The organism is Roseomonas sp. AR75 (assembly GCF_005222815.1).
Lineage (GTDB): Bacteria > Pseudomonadota > Alphaproteobacteria > Acetobacterales > Acetobacteraceae > Falsiroseomonas.
The window spans coordinates 152,884-172,091 of record NZ_STGB01000004.1 but is presented as its reverse complement, the minus strand read 5'-3'; the positions used below and the strand labels follow the sequence as shown (position 1 = coordinate 172,091).

Here is a 19,208-nt window from a genome sequence, read left to right as displayed (position 1 = left end):
GGCCGGGGGTCACGCGGCGCCGCCGCATGCGATCCCGCCCGCGGCGAGCATGGCGGCGCTGACCGCGCTGGTCAGCGGCGCCTGGGTTCGACCATCCGGGGCGAAGGTCGCGGGGGTGGTCTGCGGGTCGGACGCGGACCCGGCGACGGGCGGGCGGCCGCCACCGGGGTGACCTCCGGCTCCGGTTCGGCGATCTCCTCCGGCCCGGGGTTCTTGCGCAGCTGCCGCCAGATGGCGGGATCGCGCCGGTAGAAGTCGGGGCGGAACTGCAGCGTGCCATCGGCGGTCGCGAAGGCCGTCTGGTAGGTGACGAAGACCGGCACGGGCCGCGGCAGCGGCTTGCGCGTGGTGCTGCCCTCCGCGATCGCCTCGTGGATCGCGTCGACCGGCTTCTCCATCAGAAGGGAGGCGAGTTGCAGCGGGTTCTCCACGCGGATGCAGCCATTGCTGATCCGGCGGTTTTCCCGCCCGAAGGCCGATTTGTCCGGCGTGTCGTGCAGATAGACGTCGAAGCGGTTCGGCATGACGAACATGATGGCGCCGAGCCCGGATTCGGGACCCGGCGCCTGCTCCGCCTCGCCATTCGGCAGCAGCGTGATGTTGTGACGCTCGAGGAAGCCCGGATCGCGTTCCAGCCGCGGCAGGATGTCGGCCTCCACGATGTCGCGGGGGACCACCCAGGGCGGGTTGAGCAGGCCGGACTCGATGACGGTGGTGAATTCCGGGCTCTGCTTGCGCTCGATGACGTCGCCCACGACGACCCGGCTCGTGAAGACCGCCTGGTCGTCGCGGTAGAAGGCCAGTTGCTGGCCCGTGACATTGACCCAGACCCGGTCGGGCGGCAGCCGCCGCGGCAGCCAGCGCTGCCGCTCCATGTTCACCGCGATGCCGCGCGCGCTCCGCGCCAGCGCGTCCGCGACCAGGCCGTCGCTGGCGGTCGCGCCGGCGCGCAACTGCACCAGGGCGTGGCGCATCGCCGCATAGTCCGGGGTTGCCGGCGCCAGCGCCGCGATGGCGGCCGCGGGATCGCGGCGGTCGAGCGCGCCATCGAGCACCTGCGCGACATCGACCGGCTCGGAGGCCAGGGCCTCGCCATCCCGACGGCGTGTCACGGGCACGGCGCCGAGGGCCAGCGCCTCGGCATAGGTCAGGACGGCGTGCGACAGCAGAAGGTCCCGTTGCAGCGGCGGCAGCGTTTCCCGGCGTTGCAGCAGGCTCGCCTGGAACAGCTCCGGGTCGAGGCCGTGCTCCTCCGCGGCGAGGACGGCGTCGGCCATGGCGGCGGCCTGTGCCGGCCGGCTTGTCCAGACCGGCGTGAATCCACGCTGCGCATAGAAGCGGCGCAGCAGGTCGCCGCGCAGCACCTCACCGCCGACGACGGGGTCGGCCGCGCCGTCCCGCAGGCGCGTGAGGTCGTCCGGAGCGCGCGTCGGTTGCGGGCGGGACAGTTCGGGCTCGACCGTCGCGCAGCCCGAGAGCGCCCAGGCCGCGGCGAGGGCGAGCGAACCGCTTGCCACGGCCCTGCGCCCCGGCGGCACCGTGCCGTCGGGCGGTCCGTTGCACTCCGGATCGAGGCCGCGTTTCGGCGCCCGCACCTGCTCCGCTCCTGAATCGCCGGGGGTCATGTAACTGGGGGGTTTGACTTTGCACCCAACCCTACCGTTGAATTGTTGCGTGTCCATGCCGGGCACCGTGATCGGAGAAACAAAATGCGCGCGTTGTCCAAGGTCCTGGTCGTCATGGCCCCCGTGCTGCTGATGGCAGCCTGCGCCCAGCCTGCGCCGCCGCCCCCGGCGCCCGTCCAGGTCGCTCCCACCCCCGCGCCGGCTCCCGCCCCTGCCCCGGTGCCGCGGGCGCGCGGCTGACGCCGGTGCGCGCCGACCTGCCGAGCGGATGCCGCCCGGCAGGTCGGCCTGATGGCGCGCCAGCGCGCTACACCAGCCCCTTTATCAGCAGCAGGCCCCAGGCCGCGACCGTCACGGAATCCTGGATCTCGCCCGCGCGCAGCATCCGCTCCAGCTCGGCGCGCGGGACGCGGCGGCTGATCATGTCCTGCTCCTCGATCTCCGGTCGCGCTTCGCCCTGCGTCAGCCCGGTGGCCAGGAACACCCGGAAGCCCTGCCGCATCGTGCCATAGCCTTCGTAGAGGAACCCGGCCTCCGTCAGCGTCTCCGCCGCCAGCCCGGTCTCTTCCGCCAGCTCATGCGCGGCGGCCAGCGCGGGGTCGGCATCGGGGCCGCCCCACATGCCCTGGCAGAACTCCCAGAAGCGGGCGCCGACGGGGTAGCGGAACTGCTGCACCAGGGTGATCGAGCCGTCCTCGTGCACCGGCACCACCACGACGAAATCGTCCTTCTCGATCACGCCGTAGATGCCGGTGGAGCCGTCGCGCCGGCGGATCGCGTCCTCCCGCACGCGCATCCAGCGGTTCTCGTAGACGATGCGCGATCCGGTCGCGACGATGTCGGGGTCGCCGTCAGCCAAGGCCGTTCGCATCCTTCAGGGCGGCGGCGGCCGCGTGCTCGCCGCGCGCCTCGAGTTGCGCCGCGACGGCGATGCGGTCGGCCATGGGCCGGTTCTGGCTCTGCTTGCGCTTCGCCGTCCACTCCGTCACCTCGATCCGCACGCCGACCAGCGCCTTGAACATGCCCTCCATGTAGCGTGCTGGCTGCGCATCCATGTCGAAGCCGGGATCGGGCTCGTAGCGGGCGGCGAGCGCGCGCATCTGCACGCCGATCGCGTCGGAATCCTCGATCAGCGTGACGTGGCCGCGCGCCTGCACGGCGTCGTAGTTCCAGGTCGGCACCGCCGGCTGCGCGCCGTACCAGGCCGAGGAGACATAGGCGTGCGGCCCGCGGAACACCGCCAGCGCCTCCGCCCCCTCGCCGACAAAGGCGCGCCATTGCGGATTGGCGCGCGCCAGATGGCAGAGCAGCACCGCGCGCCCCTCGCCCTCCGGCCGCAGCAGATGGAAGGGCAGGTGCGAGACCATCATCGGCGCGGCGGTCACCAGCAGGCCGAAATCATGGGCTTCGACGAAGCCGAACATCCAGTCCGGGTCGTCCACGCGGAAGGCGGGCGGTGTGTACATGGCCGTCACTCCCTGCGCCGCCGATTGGTCCGGCGCGAGAGCCAATTCCAGCCCGCCTGGCCGCACCAATCCGTCACCCCCGCGCCCGCGCCCGCACCAGCAGCGCCAAGCCCGACAGCGTGAGCACCCCACCCACGATGTCGCTGATGTAGAGCCGCTCGCCCAGCAGCGCCCAGCCGAACACCGCGGCCAGTGGCGGCGCCAGCAATTGCAGCGCGGAGGCTGTGGAGGCCGGCACGCGCTTCAGCATTACGAAATACAGCGCATAGCCGCCGATTCCGACGACGATCATGGACCAGAACAACCCACCAAGCGTGAACCAGTGGACGCTGCGCGGGGCCGCGCCTTCCAGCAGCAGCGCGAGCACGAGGCACAGCACCGCTGAGACGGTGGTCTGCCCGAGGCTCGCCACCCACATGTCCACGCGCCCCTTGGCCGGCGCGTAGATCAACAGCCCGATCGCCTGCGCCGTGGCGGCGCCCACCGCGAAGACGAAGCCCGAGGCCTCCGCCGCCGCGAGCCCGTCCACCGCACGCAGGAAGCCGAGCAGCGCGACGCCCGACCAGCCGATCGCCAGCCCCACCCAGGCCATCCGCGGCAGCGGCCGCCGCAGGAAGATGCTCTCGCCCGCCGCCACCAGCATCGGCGTCGCCGCGCAGATCAGCGCGACCAGCCCCGTCGGGATGCGCGCCATCGCCAGCCAGGCCAGCGCCAGGTAGCCGCCCATGCCGAACAGGCCGAGCAGCGCGACGCGCAGCAGGTCCTCTCGCCCCGGCAGCCGCGCGCGAAAGGCGAGCGCGACGGCCAGCAGGATCGGCGCGGTCAGCCCGAAGCGGATCGCCAGCGACCACAGCGGCGGCCATTCCCGCACCACCACGCCCGCCACGGTGAAGGCCGAGGCCCAGATGGCGACGAAGGCGCCGCCGATCAGCAGCCCGCCCTGGCCCATGGCCGGCGCTTTACGCGCCGCGACGCGCGACAGCGGCGTCCAAGGTGTTCTCGAGCAGGCAGGCGATGGTCATGGGGCCGACGCCGCCCGGCACGGGCGTGATGGCTTCGGCGCGACGGGACGCGGCCTCGAACTCGACATCGCCAACCAGCTTTCCCGTCGGCAAACGGTTGATGCCGACATCGATGACGGTGGCGCCCTCGGCCACCCAGTCGCCGCGCACCATCTCCGGCCGGCCCACCGCGGCGACCAGGATCTCCGCCCGCCGGCATTCCGCCGCCAGGTCGCGCGTGCGCGAATGGGCGATGGTCACGGTGCAGTCCGCCGCCAGCAGCAGCTGCGCCATCGGCCGCCCGACGATGGTGCTGCGCCCCACCACCAGCGCCCGGGCGCCGGGCAGCGAGCAGCCCGCCGCCCGCAGCAGATGCATCACGCCCTTCGGGGTGCAGGGCACCAGCCCGGGCTCGCCCGAGGCCAGCCGGCCCGCATTCAGCGGATGGAAGCCGTCCACGTCTTTTTGCGGCGCGACGGCGGAGATCACCGCCTCCGCCCTGATGTGTCTGGGCAGGGGCAGCTGCACCAGGATGCCGTCCACCGCCGGGTCATCGTTCAGCCGCCCGACCACGGCCAGCAGCTCGGCCTCGGTCGTCGCCTCCGGCAGGTGGAGCGTCGCGCTGTCGAAGCCGACCTCCTGCGCCGCCTTGTCCTTGTTGCGGACATAGACGCCGGAGGCCGGGTCCTCGCCCACGCGCACCACGCGCAGGCCGGGCCGATAGCCCAGCGTGGCCACGCGCGCGGCGATGGCGCGGCGGAGGTCGGCGGCGACGGCCTTGCCGTCGATCAGGCGAGCGGTCATGCGAGCAGCCGGTTCAGCGTTTCCGTCAGCCGGTCGGGATCGCCGGCGATGCGCAGCGTCTTGAGACGCCCGGTCGCACCCTGGGTCAAGGTGATGGCGGAGGGCGGGACATGGAGTGCTGCCGCGACCGCGATGCAGATGGCGCGGTTGGCGCGACCGTCCTCGGGCGCTTCCGTCACCGCCACGCGCAGCGCGGCGCCATCCGCCGACAAGCCGCCGAGGCCGGGGCGGCGCGATTTCGGCTGCGCCTTCACGCGCAGCTCCAGCCCATCCGGCAACGCGCGGAAGACGCTCAGAAATAGATCCCGGCGCGCAGCATGTAGCCACGGATGGCGGCGACGCCGATCGACACGGCCGTAATCACCAGCAGCAGGACCAGCGGCGAGAGGTCCACGCCACCCAGGTTGGGCAGGCGTTCGCGGATCGGCCGCAGGGCGGGCTCCGTCACGCGGTAGAGGAAGTCGGCGATGGTCCAGACGATCCGGTTCCGCCCGTCCAGCACGTTGAAGGCCATCAGCGTCTGGACGATGGCGGCGAGCAGCACCGCCCACCAGTACAGGTCGAGCCCCGCCTGCACGAGGAAGAACACGGCATCGAGCAGCATCGGGCGGGTTCCTGGCGGCCTTTCGCGGCGGTTGCGCGCCGGTCGCCGGGCGATCCGGGCGGTGCGGCGAGGTTCAGCGTGTTGTCCGGAACCTAGTGGCCGGACCGCGCCGGAACAAGGCGCGGCCGGGCGCCTTGACTTGCCCCGGCGACCCGACGATAACCCGCGCCCTCACCTGCCCCGCGTAATTTTCCCAAGGGGCTAGACGGGGCTGTAGCTCAGTTGGGAGAGCGCGTCGTTCGCAATGACGAGGTCAGGGGTTCGATTCCCCTCAGCTCCACCACCAACCTTCGAAATCAAGGACTCAGGGTAAGCCATGGCGGTCGCCGTAACACACGGTGCACCACATGGGCCGGTTGTCGGCTTCCTACCTCATCTCTCGCGATCGTCGCTTTTGCCTCCGCTTCCGCATCCCCGCCGATCTGAGACGGTGCTTCGGGCGCGACGAGATGGTCCGGGCTGTCGGCACGGCCGACCCGCGTGCGGCCCGCGTGATCGCGGCGCGGCTGGCGACAAAACTCTCTCGGCTTTGGGCGATGGCGCGACGTCAGCCTGATCTCAGCGAAGACGCACTGTGCCGGCGGGCCAACGACGGGCTGGAAGCCGAGATCGAACGCGCACGGGCGGCGTCCGCTGATGACCCCGACGACTCCACGCAAGACCCGCACCGTCAAATGCCGGAACCAAGCACCTAGGGCGCGAAGGGCCGGATCGCCGGCGGAGGGGGCGGCGCCAGCCCTGCCTTGCAGCCGGCGACGTAGTGCAGCGCCGCGGCCACCGTCTCCTCGTCGCTGGGCTTGCCGAGCACGCCCAGCGTGCCGGGGACGCCGCCGCCGAGCCGCCGCGGATTGGCCGTGATGAACAGCACCGCCACGCCGTATTCCGCGGCCAGGCGCGCACCCACGGACGCGCCCGTCTCGCCGTCCCGCAGATTGAGGTCCACCAGCGCGATGTCAGGCCGCTGCGCCGCCAGTTCGAGCGCCGTCGCGGCGTCCGGTGCAATGCCGACCGGCTCGTAGCCAAGGTCCTCGACGGTCGCCTCGAGGCTTGCCGCCACGAGGATCTCGTCTTCCACGATCAGTACGGTCCTGGCCATCGGAACGCGCTGCACCCTCTTTCGCTCAACCACGGCTAGAGATCGCGTCTGGCGCCGCAGGGTTCCGTTCTCCGGCACGAGCCAGGCGGAAGATCGCACCCTGTCGCGTCAAGGTCGCACCAGATCAAGCTTGACGCGTGTCAAAGCCAGGTGAGGATCGGACGTCTAGCCTTCAGGGCGAAAGGCCAGGGGGACGAGACCATGCAATCGTCGCAGCGGCGCCTCCGCACCGCATGGCGGCGCATGCCGGTGGCGGTGCGCTTCTTCATGGTCCACGCGGCGGTGGGCTTCGGGCTGGCGACGCTGTTGACCGCGGCGCTGGTCTGGGCCGATCCCGGCGGCGTCGGCACGATATTGCGCGGCGCCCCGGGCCATCCCGGCCCGATGCTGCTGCTGTGGTTCTTCCTTGGCCTGACGCTGGGCGGGGTGCAGACGGCGGTGGCGGTGATGCTGCTGGGCTATCCCGACCCGCCGAACCCGCCGGATCGCGGCCTGGGCGCCACGGAGGCCCCGGCGACGGTCCGCGCCCAGCGTTGACCACCGCGTGTTTGCAAGCCAGCAGGGACGCGCGAAGCTGGGGCGAGCCCATCGGAGCGTCCCGTGATCGTCCTTGCCGTGATCGCCCTGTTTGCCGTCGCCCTGCTGCTGGGCGGCATGCTGTTCTTCGCCGTGCTGGTGGCGCCGGCGGTGTTCCGGACGCTCCCGGCCGAGCCGGCCGGCAACCTCGTCCGCGCGGTCTTCCCCGGCTACTACGTGTGGATCTTCGGCTGCGCCGCGGCGGCGGCGGTGGCACTGTTCCCGCTCTCCAAGCCGGATGCGGGGGTGATGGCGGTCACCGCGGGCCTCGCGCTGTGGCTGCGGATGGTGCTGATGCCACGCATAAACGCGTTGTCGGACGCCGCCCGGGCCGGAGACGCCGCGGCGCAGCGCGGCTTCGACCGCGCCCACCGCCTCTCGGTCTGGGCCAACCTGCTGCAGATGGGGGCCGCCGCCTCGGTGCTGGCGGGCTTCGTGCTGTAGCACCCGGGGGCGCAACGAGGGCTATTTCCGGTGCCCTGCAGATGCATTAAGCCTCGGGCACCCGCGGGCAGGGGCCCGCGACACCCGTTCGGGGAGGAAAATCGCCATGAACCGCCGTGCCCTGATGGGCGCCGCCGCGACCGCGCCCGTGGCGCTCGCGACGCCCGCCCTCGCCCAGTCGCTGCCCGAGGTGCGCTGGCGCTGCCAGTCCGCCTTCCCGCGCGTCTTTGACATCCTGTTCGGCACGGCGGATCGCATCGCCGCCCGCGTCGGCCAGCTCACCGAGGGCAAGTTCCGCATCCAGGTCTTCCCGGCAGGCGAGGTGGTGGGCCCGGCCCAGATCATCGACGCGCTGCAGCAGGGCTCGATCGAGAGCGCCCACACCGCGGCCTACTACTACATCGGTAAGGAGCCGGGCTTCGCATTCCTCACCGCGATGCCCTTCGGCCTGAACACCCGCCAGCTCACCGCCTGGTTCCGCCAGGGCGGCGGCAACCAACTCGCCAGCGAGCTGCTGGCCGAGTACGGCATCGCCGGCATCCCCGCCGGAGACACCGGCGCGCAGATGGGCGGCTGGTTCCGCAACGAGGTCACCTCCCTCGAGCAGCTGCGCGGCCTGAAGTTCCGCATCGCCGGGCTGGCGGGCAGGATGTTCACGCGGCTCGGCGTGCAGGCCACGCTGATCCCGCCGGCGGACATCTATCCCTCGCTGGAGCGCGGCGTGATCGACGCGGTGGAGTTCGTCGGCCCGCATGACGACGAGCGCGGCAATTTCGTGCGCGTCGCCCGCTTCTACTACGCGCCGGGCTTCTGGGAGCCGGGCGCGCGGCTGCACTTCATGTCCAACCAGCGCGCCTGGGCGGCGCTGCCGGACCTCTACAAGCACGCGCTGGAAGTCGCCTGCGCGGAAGCCGATTCAGACATGGTCGCCCGCTACGACGCCGCCAACCCGCCAGCACTGCGCCGGCTGGTCGCGGCCGGCGCCCAGCTCCGCTTCTGGCCGCGCCCGATCATGGAAGCGGCCTGGAAGGCGAATGAGGAGCAGAACGCGGAGATCGCCGGGCAGAACGCGCGCTTCGCGAAGATGCTGGAAAGCTACAACCGCTTCCGCACCGAGCAGTTCCAGTGGTTCCGCATCGCGGAGAACAGCTTCGACAACTTCGCCTTCAGCGCCGCCCAGACGGTGCGCTGAGGCAGCCCGGGCAAGGCCCCGCCGCGCTCGCGCGCGGCGGGGCTTTGCGTTTCTTCATGTTCCGCGGACTTGGCCCGCGGCGGCATCCGTGGCTTACACCTCGCAGTTCCGGAGCCCTTCCCCACGATGGACGCCAGCGCGATCCTTTCCGCCTTCATCATGGGCGTGGTGGAGGGACTGACCGAGTTCCTGCCGATCTCCTCGACCGGCCACCTTATCCTGCTCGGCGAGCTGATCGGCTTCGAGGGACCGCCCGGCAAGGTGTTCGAGATCTCGATCCAGCTCGGCGCCATCCTTGCCGTCGTGGTGCTGTTCTGGCGCACCCTGGTGGACCTGCTGCTGAACTTCTGGCGGCCAGGGCCGCAGCGCTTCTACGTGACCAACTTGCTGCTCGCCTTCCTGCCGGCGGCGGTGATCGGCGCGACGCTTCACGGCACCATCACGCGGCTGCTGTTCGACCCCTATGTGGTCTGCGCCGCGCTCATCCTGGGCGGCATCGCCATCATCGCGATCGAGCGCTGGCGCCCGAACCCGACGATCCGCGCGGTGCCGGAAATCGGGCCGCTGGCCGCGCTGCTGATCGGCTTCGGCCAGGCGCTGGCGATGATCCCCGGCACCTCGCGTTCCGGCGCCACCATCATCACCGCGCTGCTGGTCGGCGTGGACCGGCGCACGGCGGCCGAGTTCTCCTTCGTGCTGGCGATCCCGACGATGCTGGCGGCCACGGCCTATTCGCTGTTCAAGGCGCGCAACGAGCTGGACCTGTCGGGCCTCGGCCAGATCGGGGTGGGCTTCGCGGTGTCCTTCGTGGTGGCGCTGCTTGTGGTGCGCTGGCTGATGAGCGTCATCGCGCGCATCGGCTTCACGCCCTTCGGCTATTACCGGATCGTGCTGGGCGTTGTGATGCTGGCGGTGCTGCTGGCGCGGTGAGCAGGCGGGGCAGCGCCCCGCCCCTGCACGTTCAGGCGGCCACCGCCACCTTGTAGTCGGCCTCGGTCTTGGCGCGGATCTCCGCCTCGGTCACGCCGCGGGCGCATTCCACCAGCGTCATGCCGGCATCGCCCTTCTTGTCGATGCGGAACACGCCGAGGTCGGTGATGACCATGTCGACCACGCGGCTGCCGGTCAGCGGCAGGTTGCAGGCCTTGAGCAGCTTCGGCTCGTCGCCGCGGGCGCAATGCTCCATCAGCACGATCACCTTCTTCACGCCGGCGACGAGGTCCATCGCGCCGCCCATCCCCTTCACCATCTTGCCGGGGATCATCCAGTTCGCGAGGTCGCCGTTCTGCGCCACCTGCAGTGCGCCCAGGATGGACAGGTCGATATGCCCGCCGCGGATCATCCCGAAGCTCTGCGCGCTGTCGAAGAAGCTGCTGGTCGGAAGCTGGGTGATGGTCTGCTTGCCGGCGTTGATGAGATCCGGGTCCTCCTCGCCCTCGTAGGGGAAGGGGCCGAGGCCGAGCATGCCGTTCTCGGATTGCAGTTGCACCGTCATCCCGGGCGGCACGTGGTTCGCCACCAGCGTCGGGATGCCGATGCCGAGGTTGACGTAGAAGCCATCCTGCAATTCGCGGGCGGCGCGCGCCGCCATCTCGTCGCGGGTCCAGGGCATGGAGCTACCTCCGAGAGAAAGACATGGCGGCGCGCAGCAGCGCGCCGAGGCCGCGAATGCGGCCCGCGCACAGACAGGACGCAGGCAGCGGTGCAACAGCGGCCTGCGCGAAGCCAAGCGGCCGGAGGCCGCGCCCGGCGTTTGAGGGCATCATCAGCGCGGCAGGTGGGAGGGGCCGGCAGCCGCCGCGGGGTGCTTGCGGACAGTGCGGCTTTCGATGCGCTTCTCGTAGTCGGCCGGACAGAGCACCAGGCGCTTCACGAAGACACCGGGCGTATGGATGTCGTCCGCGTCGATCTCGCCGGGCCGCACCAGGTGCTCCACCTGCGCCACCGTCATGCGGGCGGCGGTCGCCATCATCGGGTTGAAGTTCCGCGCCGTCTTCCGGTAGCGCAGATTGCCTTCGTGGTCGCCCATCCAGGCGTGGATGATGGCGAGGTCGGCGAAGAGCGTGCGCTCCATCACATAGGTCTCGCCGTCGAACTCCGCGGTGGGCTTGCCCTCCGCGATCTGCGTGCCGACGCCGGTCTTGGTGTAGAAGGCGGGAATGCCGGCGCCGCCGGAGCGGATGCGCTCGGCCAGCGTGCCCTGCGGGTTGAACTCGATCTCCAGCTCGCCGGCCAGGTATTGCTTGGCGAAGGTCGCGTTCTCGCCGACATAGCTGCTGATCATCTTCCGGATCTGCCGCGTCTCCAGCAGGATGCCGAGGCCGACGCCGTCGATCCCGGCATTGTTGGAGATGACGGTCAGGTCCTTCACGCCGCTGTCGCGGATGGCGTCGATCAGCAGGCTGGGGACGCCGCACAGGCCGAAGCCGCCGGACATGATGGTCATGCCGTCCCTGAGCAGCCCGGCGAGGGCGTCGCTGGCGTCCTTGTGGACCTTGCGCATGGTGGCCTTGTGTCCCCCGTTGGGTTCGCTGGGCGTATTCGCTGCACCGCACCCTATTGGGCCGCGCGCGGGGTTGGAAGGGGCTCGGGGCACCCTTGCGCCTGTAGGGGCCGGCGGCTATACGGCCGGCCTCCCAAGCACTGCGGGGCCATAGCTCAGTTGGGAGAGCGCTTGAATGGCATTCAAGAGGTCAGGGGTTCGACTCCCCTTGGCTCCACCAGTTTGAACCGCCGGTTCCGAGGCATCGGGACCGGCGGTTTTGATTTTGCTGCATCCGCGATGCAACCAGGCAGTAGGCGGGATTATCCGGGGGCCGCAATCCCGTCGCAGCTGAGCAACTGAACCGCCACCATCGCGACGGAGCATGAGATCGCAACCCGCGCCGCCCGGGCGGCCTCGTCGCGCGAGGGCTAGTCCGCGGGGCTATGCGCGTCGGTGCCGGCTTGTGGCAAAGGCTGGCTGACCGCCGTTGCCTTGGTTGCAGGGGTTGGCTGCATGGGAGGCCAGCGGCGCCGCGAGGCAACGCCTACACCAGCCCCTCATCACCCCTCGACGTAACGAGGCGAAAGGCATTCGTCGCCGGTCCAGGTATCGTTGGCGAGACGCGCCACGCGACGCCCTGTCCACCCTGCTCGGCATATTCCACCAGCGTTGGCCAGAGGAACAGCAACCGGCGCGATAGCTCCGCCAGCTTCAGGGTTCCCCACTTCTTGCCGAGCAGGAAGACGGTAACGCCCGACTCCCGCCAAGCTTGCCGCTGCATCAGCGGTTCAAGCATTCGCCCATCTCTTGCCACCAAGGCAAACAGTCCCCGCGCCCCAAGTCGCCTGAGAAGGTCAGCATCAAGGGTGCCTGGTGCGATGCCTTGCGCTGGCAGATCGGTGACGCGCTCATGGCCGATGGCGCGGCATGCCCGGAGCGCCGGCAAGACCCCCGCGTTGTTTTCGTCCAAGACGAAAATCAGGCCGCTTTGCGGGATCGCCATTCAGTCTCAGCCACTATGGCATCGCGCACCTGTTCGCGCGTCAGGCCATACCAGCTGGCAGCGGCCAGCTCGGCCGCCTCGTCGCCGCCTTCTGCCTGCACCGTGTCCGCCAACACGTCCGTTCGCACACCTGTGCCGGTGATATGGGGCGCTCCAAGAGCGCGGTCTGGCCGGACCACCACGGCATGGTCCTGGCCGATTGGGAACCACTCGCCGGGCACATCTCCAACGAACACCACGTCCTTGAATAGCGACGGCTCAACCACGCGAACGAACTGCTGCTGCCCGGTCAGGGCATGCACCAGCACCTTCTCATCGCCTCGAATGGCGCCTTGCTGCTCGAGTTCGACGAAGACCTGACGGCCATCGGTGCGGAACGCCTTGCTGACGAACGGGTTGGCCATCCCATAACGGGTTGCTGCTGCCTTCGCGGCGCGCTTGATGGTGGGCAATCCAAGTCCGTGCTGACGGAAGCCGCGCACCATCCTGAGTGTCAGCAACTCCTCGAAGCTCAGAAGGTCGTTCGCCGGGAGCCCGTGAGGCGGGGGCACCACCGGCTCGGAACGGCGCTGCTGCCCTTTGTGCACGAAGTCATATCCCCGCAGCCAGCGATGCGCCGTCTTCGGATCAAGACCCGCCAGCGTCGCCGCGTAGGCAACGGGATAGAGCGGCTCCCTGGTCTTCGCTGCGACGGACACAACGCGAATCTAGGCGGCAGCACTGGACCGCACAAGCAATTGCTCGGGCGGCGGATGCCCCGTGTCATCGGCCAGAATGCTCGCTCTGTGCCGCCGCGCGCGCCTTGAACGGCGCCTACGGCACCGCCTTCGTCGCCGTGCCGCCCTCGCCGCGCGCCTGCTGCGCGGCGCGGTAGATCGTCGCGGCCGGCACCGCCCAGCCGCCGGCCTCGTTGGTCAGCGCCATGGAGCCGACGCCGGCTACCACCCATTGCCCGCTCGACAGCCGCACCAGCACCGGGCCGCCGCTCGATCCGCTGGTGGCGGAGCAGGAATGGCGCAGCATCACATGGCCGCCCTGGTCACGGCCGTAGCCGAGCACGCTGCAGGACAGGTCCGCCACCAGCACCGTCGGGCGGTCCGCCTGGTAGCCGCCCAGCGCCAGCGGCGTGCCCGGCCGGGCAAACAGTGGCACGACAGGCAATTGCAGCTCCGCCGGCGCGGGCGGCACGTTTTCGGCCAGCAGCAGCATGGCCCAGTCGGAATCCGGCGGCACGCCGGGTTCCGGCCGCGGACCGGGCAGCGCGCGGAAGCCGGGGCCGGTGACATAGGACTGCACCGCCGCGCGGCGCGGGCGGCCATCCGGCGCATGGTCCTGGATGAACTGCACCTGGTCCGGCCGCACCATGCGTGCGTTGCGGGGATTGAGCAGGCAATGCGCCGCGGTCAGCACGATGCGCGGGCCGATCAGCGCACCGGTGCAGCGACCGCCGACCGCCGTGGCGACGGCGCCGAGCGAGCGCCAGGGCGATTCCGTCATCGCCACCGTCTGCCGCACCTCGGTCGCGCCGAGCCCGGGCAGCGACGCGGCGGTGAGCTGCATTTCCTCCGCGCAGCCGGCCAGCAGCGCCAGCGCAGCGAGGCAGCCCGCGGCGCGGCGCAGCGGGCGCATGCTCAGCCGCGCGCCGCGGCCAGCGCCGCCCCGGGATCCACGCGGCCGTCGTACAGCGCACGGCCGAGGATCGCGCCGGCGATGCCCGCCTCCGCGGCGCGGAGCGCCACGATGTCCTCCACGCCGGCGACGCCGCCGGAGGCGATCACGGGGATGGCCGTGGCGCGCGCCAGCGCCGCGGTCTGTGCGACGTTCACGCCCGCAAGCATCCCGTCGCGGGCGATGTCGGTGTAGATGATCGCGGCCGCGCCGGCATCCGCGTAGCGCCGGGCGAGATCGGTGGCGGTGATGCCACTGGTCTCGGCCCAGCCCTCGGTCGCGACGAACCCGTCGCGCGCATCGAGGCCGAGCGCGACGCGGCCGGGAAAGGCCTTGCAGGCGGCGCGGGCGAAATCCGGGTCCTTCACTGCGGCGGAGCCCAGGATGATCCGCGCGACGCCGGCCTCCAGCCACGCCGCGGCCGTCCGCATGTCGCGGATGCCGCCGCCGAGCTGCACCGGCAGGCCAGGCACGGCGGCAAGGATCGCGCGTACCGCCGCGGCATTCGCGGGCTTGCCGGCGAAGGCGCCATCGAGGTCCACGACATGCACATACGAAAAACCCTGCGCGGCGAAGGCGGCCGCCTGGCCGGCGGGGTCCTCGGCATACACCGTCGCCTGGTCCATCTCGCCGCGCTTCAGCCGAACGACCTGTCCGCCCTTCAGGTCGATGGCGGGATAGAGGGTGAAGGCCATGTCAGTTCGGGCCGATCAGCGTCTCGGTCGCGCGGCCGCGGCCGGGTTCGAGCAGCTTGTAGTAGTGATGCCCCGCCACCGTGCGGCCATCCACGCGCGCATAGGCGGGATGCGTACCCCAACGCACATAACCGAGCGCTTCGAACAGCGCGATGGCGCGCGCCTGCGTCTCCCGCACATCGAGGTTCAGCACGCGGAAGCCCATCGCCGCCGCATGCTCCTCGACGCGCGCGACCAGCCGCCGCGCCAGGCCGAAGCCGCGCGCATAGGGCGCGATATAGGCGTGGGTGAGCTGCGCGGCGAAGGCCTGTGCCTCGTTGTTGCGGGGCGGGCGGACGAGCTGGGCGGAACCCACCACCACGCCGTCCAGCCGCGCGACGAACAAGGTGCGGTCCGGCACCAGCAGCACGCCGCGGAAATGCCGCGCCAGCGCGGCGCGGTCCTGCGACTGGATCCAGCCGAAGCCGCCGCCCTCGATGATCGCGGCGTTGGTTGCCTCGCAGAGATCCTCGAGGTCATGCGGGTCGAGGCTGGCGACGATCTCCACCAGCATCGCATGCGCCACCGCGCGCTCGGCCTGGCTCATGGCTGCCACGCCAGGAAATTGGCGAGGATGCGCAGCCCGACCTGGCCGGACTTCTCGGCGTGGAATTGCGTGCCGGCGAGATTGTCGCGCCCGACCATCGCCACCACCGGGCCGCCATACTCGGTGTCGGCCAGAAGCTCCTCCTGGCGCCCGCCCGCCAGCGCATAGGAATGCACGAAATAGGCGTGGCCGCCTTCCGCGATGCCCTCCAGCAGCGGATGCGCGGGCGCAGCGCGATGCAGCGCGTTCCACCCCATCTGCGGCAGCGGCAGCTCGGCGCCCGCGCCGTCGCGCGGGTCCATCGGCGCAATCTCGCCGCTTATCCAGCCGAGGCCCGGCGTGACGCCATGCTCCAGCCCGCGCTCGGCCATCAGCTGCATGCCCACGCAGATACCCAGGAACGGCTTCCTTTCGGCGATCACGGCGTCGGTCAGCGCCTCCACCATGCCGGACAGGGCATCGAGCCCGCGGCGGCAGGCGGCGAAGGCGCCCTGCCCCGGCAGGATGATGCGGTCGGCCTCGCGCACGACCTGCGCCTCGGTGGTCACGGCGATCTCGGCCGTGATGCCTTCCTCCCGTGCCACCCGCTCCAGCGCGCGGCGGACGGAAGCGAGGTTGCCCGAGCCGGGATCGACGACCGCAATCCTCATGGCGGCGCCTGCACCAGGTCCGGCCGCTGCGCCGCCAGGCGGAACCACGCCATGTCCATGTCCGGCGCCGCGACCACCGCCAGCACCGGCCTGCCGCGACGCGCCAGGCGCGCGCGTTCCCGGTCACGGCCCTCGAAGCCGGCGATCAGGTGCAGCGCGAGCAGGGCGAAGCCGGCGAAGGGTGCCGGCAGCAGCAGCGCGGCCGCAACGCTCAGCGCCAGCATGACCAGCGCCTCGATCCAAAGCCGCTTGGCCAGGAACCAGAGGAAGCCGAACAGGAAGGGATAGATCGAGAAGCCGTCGCGCAGCAGCACGGGCGGGCGCTGCTTGGGCGCGGGCCAGCCTTCCGGGCCTGTCTCCTGGCGGGGCGGCTCGCCATGCACCGTATAGAGACGCACCCTCAGCCTTCCAGCATGCCCTTGGTGGAGGGGATGGCGCCCGCGGCGCGTGGATCGAGCTCCACCGCCATCCGCAGCGCACGCGCCACCGCCTTGAAGCAGGCCTCCGCGACATGGTGCGCGTTGCTGCCTGCCTTCAAGGTCACATGCAGGGTGATGCCCGCATTGAAGGCCAGCGCGCGAAAGAATTCCTCGACCAGCTCGGTGTCGAAGCTGCCGATCTTCGGTCGGGCGAAGGGCACCGACCACGCCAGGAAGGGCCGGCCGGAAATGTCGATGGCGGCCTCGGCCAGCGCCTCGTCCATCGGCAGCAGGCACTGGCCGAAGCGGCGGATGCCCCGCTTGTCGCCCAGCGCCTGGCGGATCGCCTGGCCGAGCACGATGCCCACATCCTCGGTGGTGTGGTGGTCGTCGATATGCAGGTCGCCCTTGGCCGCGACCGTCAGGTCCAGCATGCCGTGACGTGCCAGTGCGGTAAGCATGTGGTCGAGGAAGCCGACGCCCGTGGCGACCTCGGCCCGTCCCGTGCCGTCGAGGTCGACGGACAGGCGGATGTCGGTCTCGGAGGTGGCGCGCACGATCTCGGCGCGGCGGGTCGCGGCAGGCGGCGTGGCCTGCGCCTCCTGGTTGCGGCTGCCAGTCATGGCGCGCGGTTTACGCCGGGCGGCCCGGCTTGGCGAGGGGTTCGCCCCCGTCCGGCCTGACGGATCAGGTGGCCGTCCTGCACCGCGTGCCGCCGGCCTGGAGGATCCGCCCGCACCGGCCTCCCTTCGAAGCCATCGCCTCTCGCCACACTCACGGAGGTGTCGGGATTCTTGACTGATCGAACCGGTTTCATTCCAGCGCCGCGTCATAATGATGGTTTTTCAAGTATTTAAGAGCATGGCACGCGTTTTGCTGCATACTCGCCCCGAGTGAATGGCAATGACGGCACGCTGCTGTTGCCTGCGGCGCCCCGGGAATGCGCGGAGTCATTTCCCGCTGGCGCTGCGCAACGGCACGCATGACACGGCCCGGCGCGCCAAAAGGCCCGCCGCGCCCCTTGGAGATATGGATGGCTCGCCCCCTGCTCGCCGTGGCCCTGGTGGCCGGCGGCCTCACGATCGCCCTCCCGTCATGGGCCGCGCCGATCGTGCACGACACCATCCCGGCCTTCGGGGCGATCACCCTCAACCAGGGGCCGCGGGGCACCTCGATGACGGTGGCGCCCGAACGGTCGGTCATCGGCAACATGTTCGACAACAGCCTGACGAGCATCACCTCGCTCGGGCGCGGCGGCAGCATCGAGTTCCTGATCGCGCCCTCCGCCGGCCGCTACATTTCCAGCGGCCAGGCGATCGAGTTGACCGGCGGGACCAGCGGCTTTCCGGAAACGGCCAATCTCTTCCTCGGCAACAACCTCGCTGGCTGGGTCCAGGTCGGCACGCTGCGCAACGGCCATGCGCCGAACGCGGCCGGTTGGTCCGGCGTGAACAACGCCGTCATCACGACCTCCTATGTCAGCGGGGGCAGCCCGGCCGGCACCAACCCGACCTTCAACTTCACCGTGGTGAGCGGCTTCTACAACTCGATCCGCCTCGTGGACGTGCCGCAGGTGCCCCCCGGCAGCGGCGTCTCCAACAACTTCGACGGCTTCGACATCGCCGAATTCGAGGTGACGTCGAACCTGATCCCCGTGACCACGGTGCCCGAGCCGATTGCGCTTGCCCTGTTCGGCCTCGGCCTGGCCGGCCTTGCCGCCGCGCGACGCGGCCGGGCCTGAGGGGACCTTCCCCTGTCGGCGCAGCTTACAGGTCAGAGACCCTGACGCGCCGCGGCAGCGGCGGCGCCGAACCCGGAGCAATGGTCGCACCGCCTGCTCCAGCAACCGTGGATTGCAGGTGCATCAGCCTAGGAATCGCGGTGCACGAAGGGGAAGTGGCGCCGAGAGCCGTCGGCCCAGGTCGCCCGGGGCGCCAAGCACGCCACAAATTGAAGACAAATCTCGCGGGAAGAATTCGCTGTTGTTCCTGGCGAGTCGCGACTCATGCCGGGAGACGGCCTCGCTGGGTCCGATCTGTCGGTCCAGTTTACAGGGCAGGCTGCTTCCCATCGCGCCAACGATTCCCAACTGCCTGATCCAGAAAGGGAATTGCGTTCGGCACGAAGCTTGCTATGGTTGTGCTGAGGGGTTTTGGTGCGCCCAGGTGCACCGTGTTTGCATGGTTTTTCGGAGACCGAACGATGCGTCTCGCTGGTTTTGTGGTTGCTGGGCTGGTGTTGGGCGTGTCTGCATCGGTGCAGGCAGCGTCGATCGTCGAGACCGCGTCCTATGGCCCGGCTAACCTGCCCGCCGCCACGAGCACGACGCTGAATATCGCGCAGTTCGACGCCTCGCTCGGCACGCTGACCGGCATCAAGGTGGAGCTGATCGGGACATCCGACGGCACCCTGTCCGTCAGGCGCGGCAACAATGGCGCGCTCGTCAGCGTCACCTATTCCACGACGATGGGCGTGGATTACGACCTGTCGCTGAACTCGACCAGCCTCTTCGTGGTTGACGTCGACAGCGCCGTTTCCGTCACGGTCCCGCGCAACCGCACCGTCGTCGGCACCGCCACCTCCGGCAGCGGCAGCGACTCCGTCACCTTCAACGATGCCGGCTCCCTCGCGCTCTTTACGGGACTTGGCGTGGTCACCTTCGACCTCGGGCTGACGCCTGAGAACGTGCTGCCGCCCTCGATGAGCCCGATCAACCAGAACCCGTCCAACGGGAACATGGGCACCCAGACCTACACCTTCGCAAACACGGCGGGTGCCGAGCTTCTGGTGACCTACACCTACGTCGGCATCCCCGAGCCGCTGACCCTTTCGCTGTTCGGCCTGTCGCTGGTCGGCCTCGGCGTGGTGCGCCAGATCAAGCGGCGCTCCTGAAC

25 protein-coding genes and 2 tRNA genes are annotated in these 19,208 nt (G+C 70.3%); 9 read left to right on the top strand and 18 right to left on the bottom strand.

Annotated elements, in window-relative coordinates:
- Positions 1-71: 71 nt before the first annotated feature.
- The 7 genes from E4T13_RS14805 to E4T13_RS14775 form a co-directional block, all read right to left on the bottom strand.
- A complete protein-coding gene (locus E4T13_RS14805; protein WP_170985011.1) occupies positions 72-1,595 on the bottom strand; it encodes a L,D-transpeptidase family protein in 1,524 nt (507 codons plus the stop codon).
- Between the two features lie 337 nt (positions 1,596-1,932).
- Positions 1,933-2,484 (bottom strand): NUDIX hydrolase, encoded by a 552-nt coding sequence (locus tag E4T13_RS14800; RefSeq protein WP_240791147.1) that lies wholly within the window; start codon positions 2,482-2,484, stop codon positions 1,933-1,935.
- Entirely contained in the window at positions 2,477-3,091 is a 615-nt protein-coding gene (locus tag E4T13_RS14795) for an FMN-binding negative transcriptional regulator (protein WP_137179077.1), read from the bottom strand. The genes E4T13_RS14800 and E4T13_RS14795 overlap by 8 nt, the downstream gene beginning before the upstream one ends.
- A 73-nt stretch (positions 3,092-3,164) precedes the next feature.
- Entirely contained in the window at positions 3,165-4,040 is an 876-nt protein-coding gene (locus E4T13_RS14790) for a DMT family transporter (protein WP_137179076.1), read from the bottom strand.
- A 10-nt stretch (positions 4,041-4,050) separates the two neighbouring features.
- Positions 4,051-4,896, bottom strand: a complete 846-nt coding sequence (folD, locus tag E4T13_RS14785) for a bifunctional methylenetetrahydrofolate dehydrogenase/methenyltetrahydrofolate cyclohydrolase FolD (protein ID WP_137179075.1) — start codon at positions 4,894-4,896, stop codon at positions 4,051-4,053.
- Positions 4,893-5,174 (bottom strand): DUF167 domain-containing protein, encoded by a 282-nt coding sequence (locus E4T13_RS14780; RefSeq protein ID WP_240791146.1) that lies wholly within the window; start codon positions 5,172-5,174, stop codon positions 4,893-4,895. The genes folD and E4T13_RS14780 overlap by 4 nt, the downstream gene beginning before the upstream one ends.
- A 14-nt stretch (positions 5,175-5,188) precedes the next feature.
- A complete protein-coding gene (locus E4T13_RS14775) occupies positions 5,189-5,500 on the bottom strand; it encodes a YggT family protein (protein ID WP_137179074.1) in 312 nt (103 codons plus the stop codon).
- A gap of 207 nt (positions 5,501-5,707) precedes the next feature.
- Between E4T13_RS14775 and E4T13_RS14770 the strand changes: the two genes are divergently transcribed.
- A tRNA-Ala gene (locus tag E4T13_RS14770) sits at positions 5,708-5,783 on the top strand.
- Positions 5,784-5,847: 64 nt separating this feature from the next.
- Positions 5,848-6,195, top strand: coding sequence for a DUF6538 domain-containing protein (locus E4T13_RS30990; RefSeq protein WP_368773292.1), 348 nt, complete (start codon positions 5,848-5,850; stop codon positions 6,193-6,195).
- Here E4T13_RS30990 and E4T13_RS14765 read toward each other — a convergent pair.
- Complete coding sequence (locus E4T13_RS14765; protein ID WP_256370455.1) at positions 6,192-6,611, bottom strand: response regulator; 420 nt, start codon at positions 6,609-6,611, stop codon at positions 6,192-6,194. The two genes, E4T13_RS30990 and E4T13_RS14765, sit on opposite strands and share 4 nt — an antisense overlap.
- Positions 6,612-6,797: 186 nt before the next feature.
- Between E4T13_RS14765 and E4T13_RS14760 the strand changes: the two genes are divergently transcribed.
- The 4 genes from E4T13_RS14760 to E4T13_RS14745 all read left to right on the top strand — a co-directional run bounded on the left by E4T13_RS14760 (position 6,798) and on the right by E4T13_RS14745 (position 9,738).
- Positions 6,798-7,133, top strand: a complete 336-nt coding sequence (locus tag E4T13_RS14760) for a hypothetical protein (RefSeq protein WP_137179072.1) — start codon at positions 6,798-6,800, stop codon at positions 7,131-7,133.
- Positions 7,134-7,196: 63 nt separating this feature from the next.
- The gene (locus E4T13_RS14755) at positions 7,197-7,616 is read left to right on the top strand and encodes a DUF4149 domain-containing protein (RefSeq protein ID WP_137179071.1); all 420 of its coding nucleotides are present in this window, start codon (positions 7,197-7,199) and stop codon (positions 7,614-7,616) included.
- Positions 7,617-7,722: 106 nt separating this feature from the next.
- Entirely contained in the window at positions 7,723-8,808 is a 1,086-nt protein-coding gene (locus E4T13_RS14750) for a TRAP transporter substrate-binding protein (RefSeq protein ID WP_137179070.1), read from the top strand.
- Between the two features lie 126 nt (positions 8,809-8,934).
- The gene (locus E4T13_RS14745) at positions 8,935-9,738 is read left to right on the top strand and encodes an undecaprenyl-diphosphate phosphatase (RefSeq protein ID WP_137179069.1); all 804 of its coding nucleotides are present in this window, start codon (positions 8,935-8,937) and stop codon (positions 9,736-9,738) included.
- Positions 9,739-9,769: 31 nt separating this feature from the next.
- Here the strand turns inward: E4T13_RS14745 and E4T13_RS14740 are convergent, their stop codons facing one another.
- Both E4T13_RS14740 and E4T13_RS14735 read right to left on the bottom strand, forming a co-directional pair.
- Positions 9,770-10,420, bottom strand: a complete 651-nt coding sequence (locus E4T13_RS14740) for a CoA transferase subunit B (RefSeq protein ID WP_137179068.1) — start codon at positions 10,418-10,420, stop codon at positions 9,770-9,772.
- A 153-nt stretch (positions 10,421-10,573) separates the two neighbouring features.
- A complete protein-coding gene (locus tag E4T13_RS14735) occupies positions 10,574-11,311 on the bottom strand; it encodes a CoA transferase subunit A (RefSeq protein WP_137179067.1) in 738 nt (245 codons plus the stop codon).
- 144 nt (positions 11,312-11,455) lie between these two features.
- Here E4T13_RS14735 and E4T13_RS14730 point away from each other — a divergent pair.
- Positions 11,456-11,531: transfer RNA gene (locus tag E4T13_RS14730), tRNA-Ala, on the top strand.
- 306 nt (positions 11,532-11,837) lie between these two features.
- On the opposite strand, the gene E4T13_RS14725 is transcribed toward E4T13_RS14730, so the two are convergent.
- The 8 genes from E4T13_RS14725 to hisB form a co-directional block, all read right to left on the bottom strand.
- Entirely contained in the window at positions 11,838-12,296 is a 459-nt protein-coding gene (locus E4T13_RS14725; protein ID WP_137179066.1) for a hypothetical protein, read from the bottom strand.
- Entirely contained in the window at positions 12,272-12,994 is a 723-nt protein-coding gene (locus tag E4T13_RS14720; protein ID WP_137179065.1) for a DUF433 domain-containing protein, read from the bottom strand. Before E4T13_RS14720 ends, E4T13_RS14725 begins: the two co-directional genes overlap by 25 nt.
- 115 nt (positions 12,995-13,109) lie before the next feature.
- Positions 13,110-13,925, bottom strand: a complete 816-nt coding sequence (locus E4T13_RS14715; RefSeq protein ID WP_137179064.1) for a serine protease — start codon at positions 13,923-13,925, stop codon at positions 13,110-13,112.
- Between the two features lie 2 nt (positions 13,926-13,927).
- Entirely contained in the window at positions 13,928-14,659 is a 732-nt protein-coding gene (gene hisA / locus E4T13_RS14710; protein ID WP_137179063.1) for a 1-(5-phosphoribosyl)-5-[(5-phosphoribosylamino)methylideneamino]imidazole-4-carboxamide isomerase, read from the bottom strand.
- 1 nt (position 14,660) lies between these two features.
- Complete coding sequence (locus tag E4T13_RS14705; protein ID WP_240791145.1) at positions 14,661-15,245, bottom strand: GNAT family N-acetyltransferase; 585 nt, start codon at positions 15,243-15,245, stop codon at positions 14,661-14,663.
- On the bottom strand, positions 15,242-15,895 hold the full coding sequence (gene hisH, locus E4T13_RS14700) for an imidazole glycerol phosphate synthase subunit HisH (protein WP_137179062.1): 654 nt from the start codon (positions 15,893-15,895) through the stop codon (positions 15,242-15,244). Before hisH ends, E4T13_RS14705 begins: the two co-directional genes overlap by 4 nt.
- Complete coding sequence (locus E4T13_RS29920; RefSeq protein WP_170985010.1) at positions 15,892-16,293, bottom strand: DUF2628 domain-containing protein; 402 nt, start codon at positions 16,291-16,293, stop codon at positions 15,892-15,894. Before E4T13_RS29920 ends, hisH begins: the two co-directional genes overlap by 4 nt.
- Before the next feature lie 2 nt (positions 16,294-16,295).
- Complete coding sequence (gene hisB, locus E4T13_RS14690; RefSeq protein ID WP_137179060.1) at positions 16,296-16,937, bottom strand: imidazoleglycerol-phosphate dehydratase HisB; 642 nt, start codon at positions 16,935-16,937, stop codon at positions 16,296-16,298.
- Between the two features lie 410 nt (positions 16,938-17,347).
- Here hisB and E4T13_RS14685 point away from each other — a divergent pair, with 410 nt between their 5' ends.
- Together E4T13_RS14685 and E4T13_RS14680 are read left to right on the top strand one after the other, a co-directional pair.
- Positions 17,348-18,055: a PEP-CTERM sorting domain-containing protein gene (locus E4T13_RS14685; RefSeq protein ID WP_170985009.1), complete on the top strand. Its 708-nt coding sequence runs from the start codon at positions 17,348-17,350 to the stop codon at positions 18,053-18,055.
- A gap of 503 nt (positions 18,056-18,558) precedes the next feature.
- Complete coding sequence (locus tag E4T13_RS14680) at positions 18,559-19,206, top strand: choice-of-anchor E domain-containing protein (protein WP_170985008.1); 648 nt, start codon at positions 18,559-18,561, stop codon at positions 19,204-19,206.
- Positions 19,207-19,208: the final 2 nt, after the last annotated feature.

Bases quoted from the DNA above. Each gene is read 5' to 3' on its own strand.
- E4T13_RS14790 (WP_137179076.1), bottom strand. From the start codon at position 4,040: ATGGGCCAGGGCGGGCTGCTGATCGGCGGCGCCTTCGTCGCCATCTGG.
- E4T13_RS30990 (WP_368773292.1), top strand. From the start codon at position 5,848: ATGGGCCGGTTGTCGGCTTCCTACCTCATCTCTCGCGATCGTCGCTTT.
- E4T13_RS14795 (WP_137179077.1), bottom strand. From the start codon at position 3,091: ATGTACACACCGCCCGCCTTCCGCGTGGACGACCCGGACTGGATGTTC.
- E4T13_RS14775 (WP_137179074.1), bottom strand. From the start codon at position 5,500: ATGCTGCTCGATGCCGTGTTCTTCCTCGTGCAGGCGGGGCTCGACCTG.
- folD (WP_137179075.1), bottom strand. From the start codon at position 4,896: ATGACCGCTCGCCTGATCGACGGCAAGGCCGTCGCCGCCGACCTCCGC.
- E4T13_RS14705 (WP_240791145.1), bottom strand. From the start codon at position 15,245: ATGAGCCAGGCCGAGCGCGCGGTGGCGCATGCGATGCTGGTGGAGATC.
- E4T13_RS14740 (WP_137179068.1), bottom strand. From the start codon at position 10,420: ATGCCCTGGACCCGCGACGAGATGGCGGCGCGCGCCGCCCGCGAATTG.
- E4T13_RS14715 (WP_137179064.1), bottom strand. From the start codon at position 13,925: ATGCGCCCGCTGCGCCGCGCCGCGGGCTGCCTCGCTGCGCTGGCGCTG.
- hisA (WP_137179063.1), bottom strand. From the start codon at position 14,659: ATGGCCTTCACCCTCTATCCCGCCATCGACCTGAAGGGCGGACAGGTC.
- E4T13_RS14735 (WP_137179067.1), bottom strand. From the start codon at position 11,311: ATGCGCAAGGTCCACAAGGACGCCAGCGACGCCCTCGCCGGGCTGCTC.
- E4T13_RS14750 (WP_137179070.1), top strand. From the start codon at position 7,723: ATGAACCGCCGTGCCCTGATGGGCGCCGCCGCGACCGCGCCCGTGGCG.
- E4T13_RS14685 (WP_170985009.1), top strand. From the start codon at position 17,348: ATGGCTCGCCCCCTGCTCGCCGTGGCCCTGGTGGCCGGCGGCCTCACG.
- E4T13_RS14725 (WP_137179066.1), bottom strand. From the start codon at position 12,296: ATGGCGATCCCGCAAAGCGGCCTGATTTTCGTCTTGGACGAAAACAAC.
- E4T13_RS14745 (WP_137179069.1), top strand. From the start codon at position 8,935: ATGGACGCCAGCGCGATCCTTTCCGCCTTCATCATGGGCGTGGTGGAG.
- E4T13_RS14760 (WP_137179072.1), top strand. From the start codon at position 6,798: ATGCAATCGTCGCAGCGGCGCCTCCGCACCGCATGGCGGCGCATGCCG.
- hisB (WP_137179060.1), bottom strand. From the start codon at position 16,937: ATGACTGGCAGCCGCAACCAGGAGGCGCAGGCCACGCCGCCTGCCGCG.
- hisH (WP_137179062.1), bottom strand. From the start codon at position 15,895: ATGAGGATTGCGGTCGTCGATCCCGGCTCGGGCAACCTCGCTTCCGTC.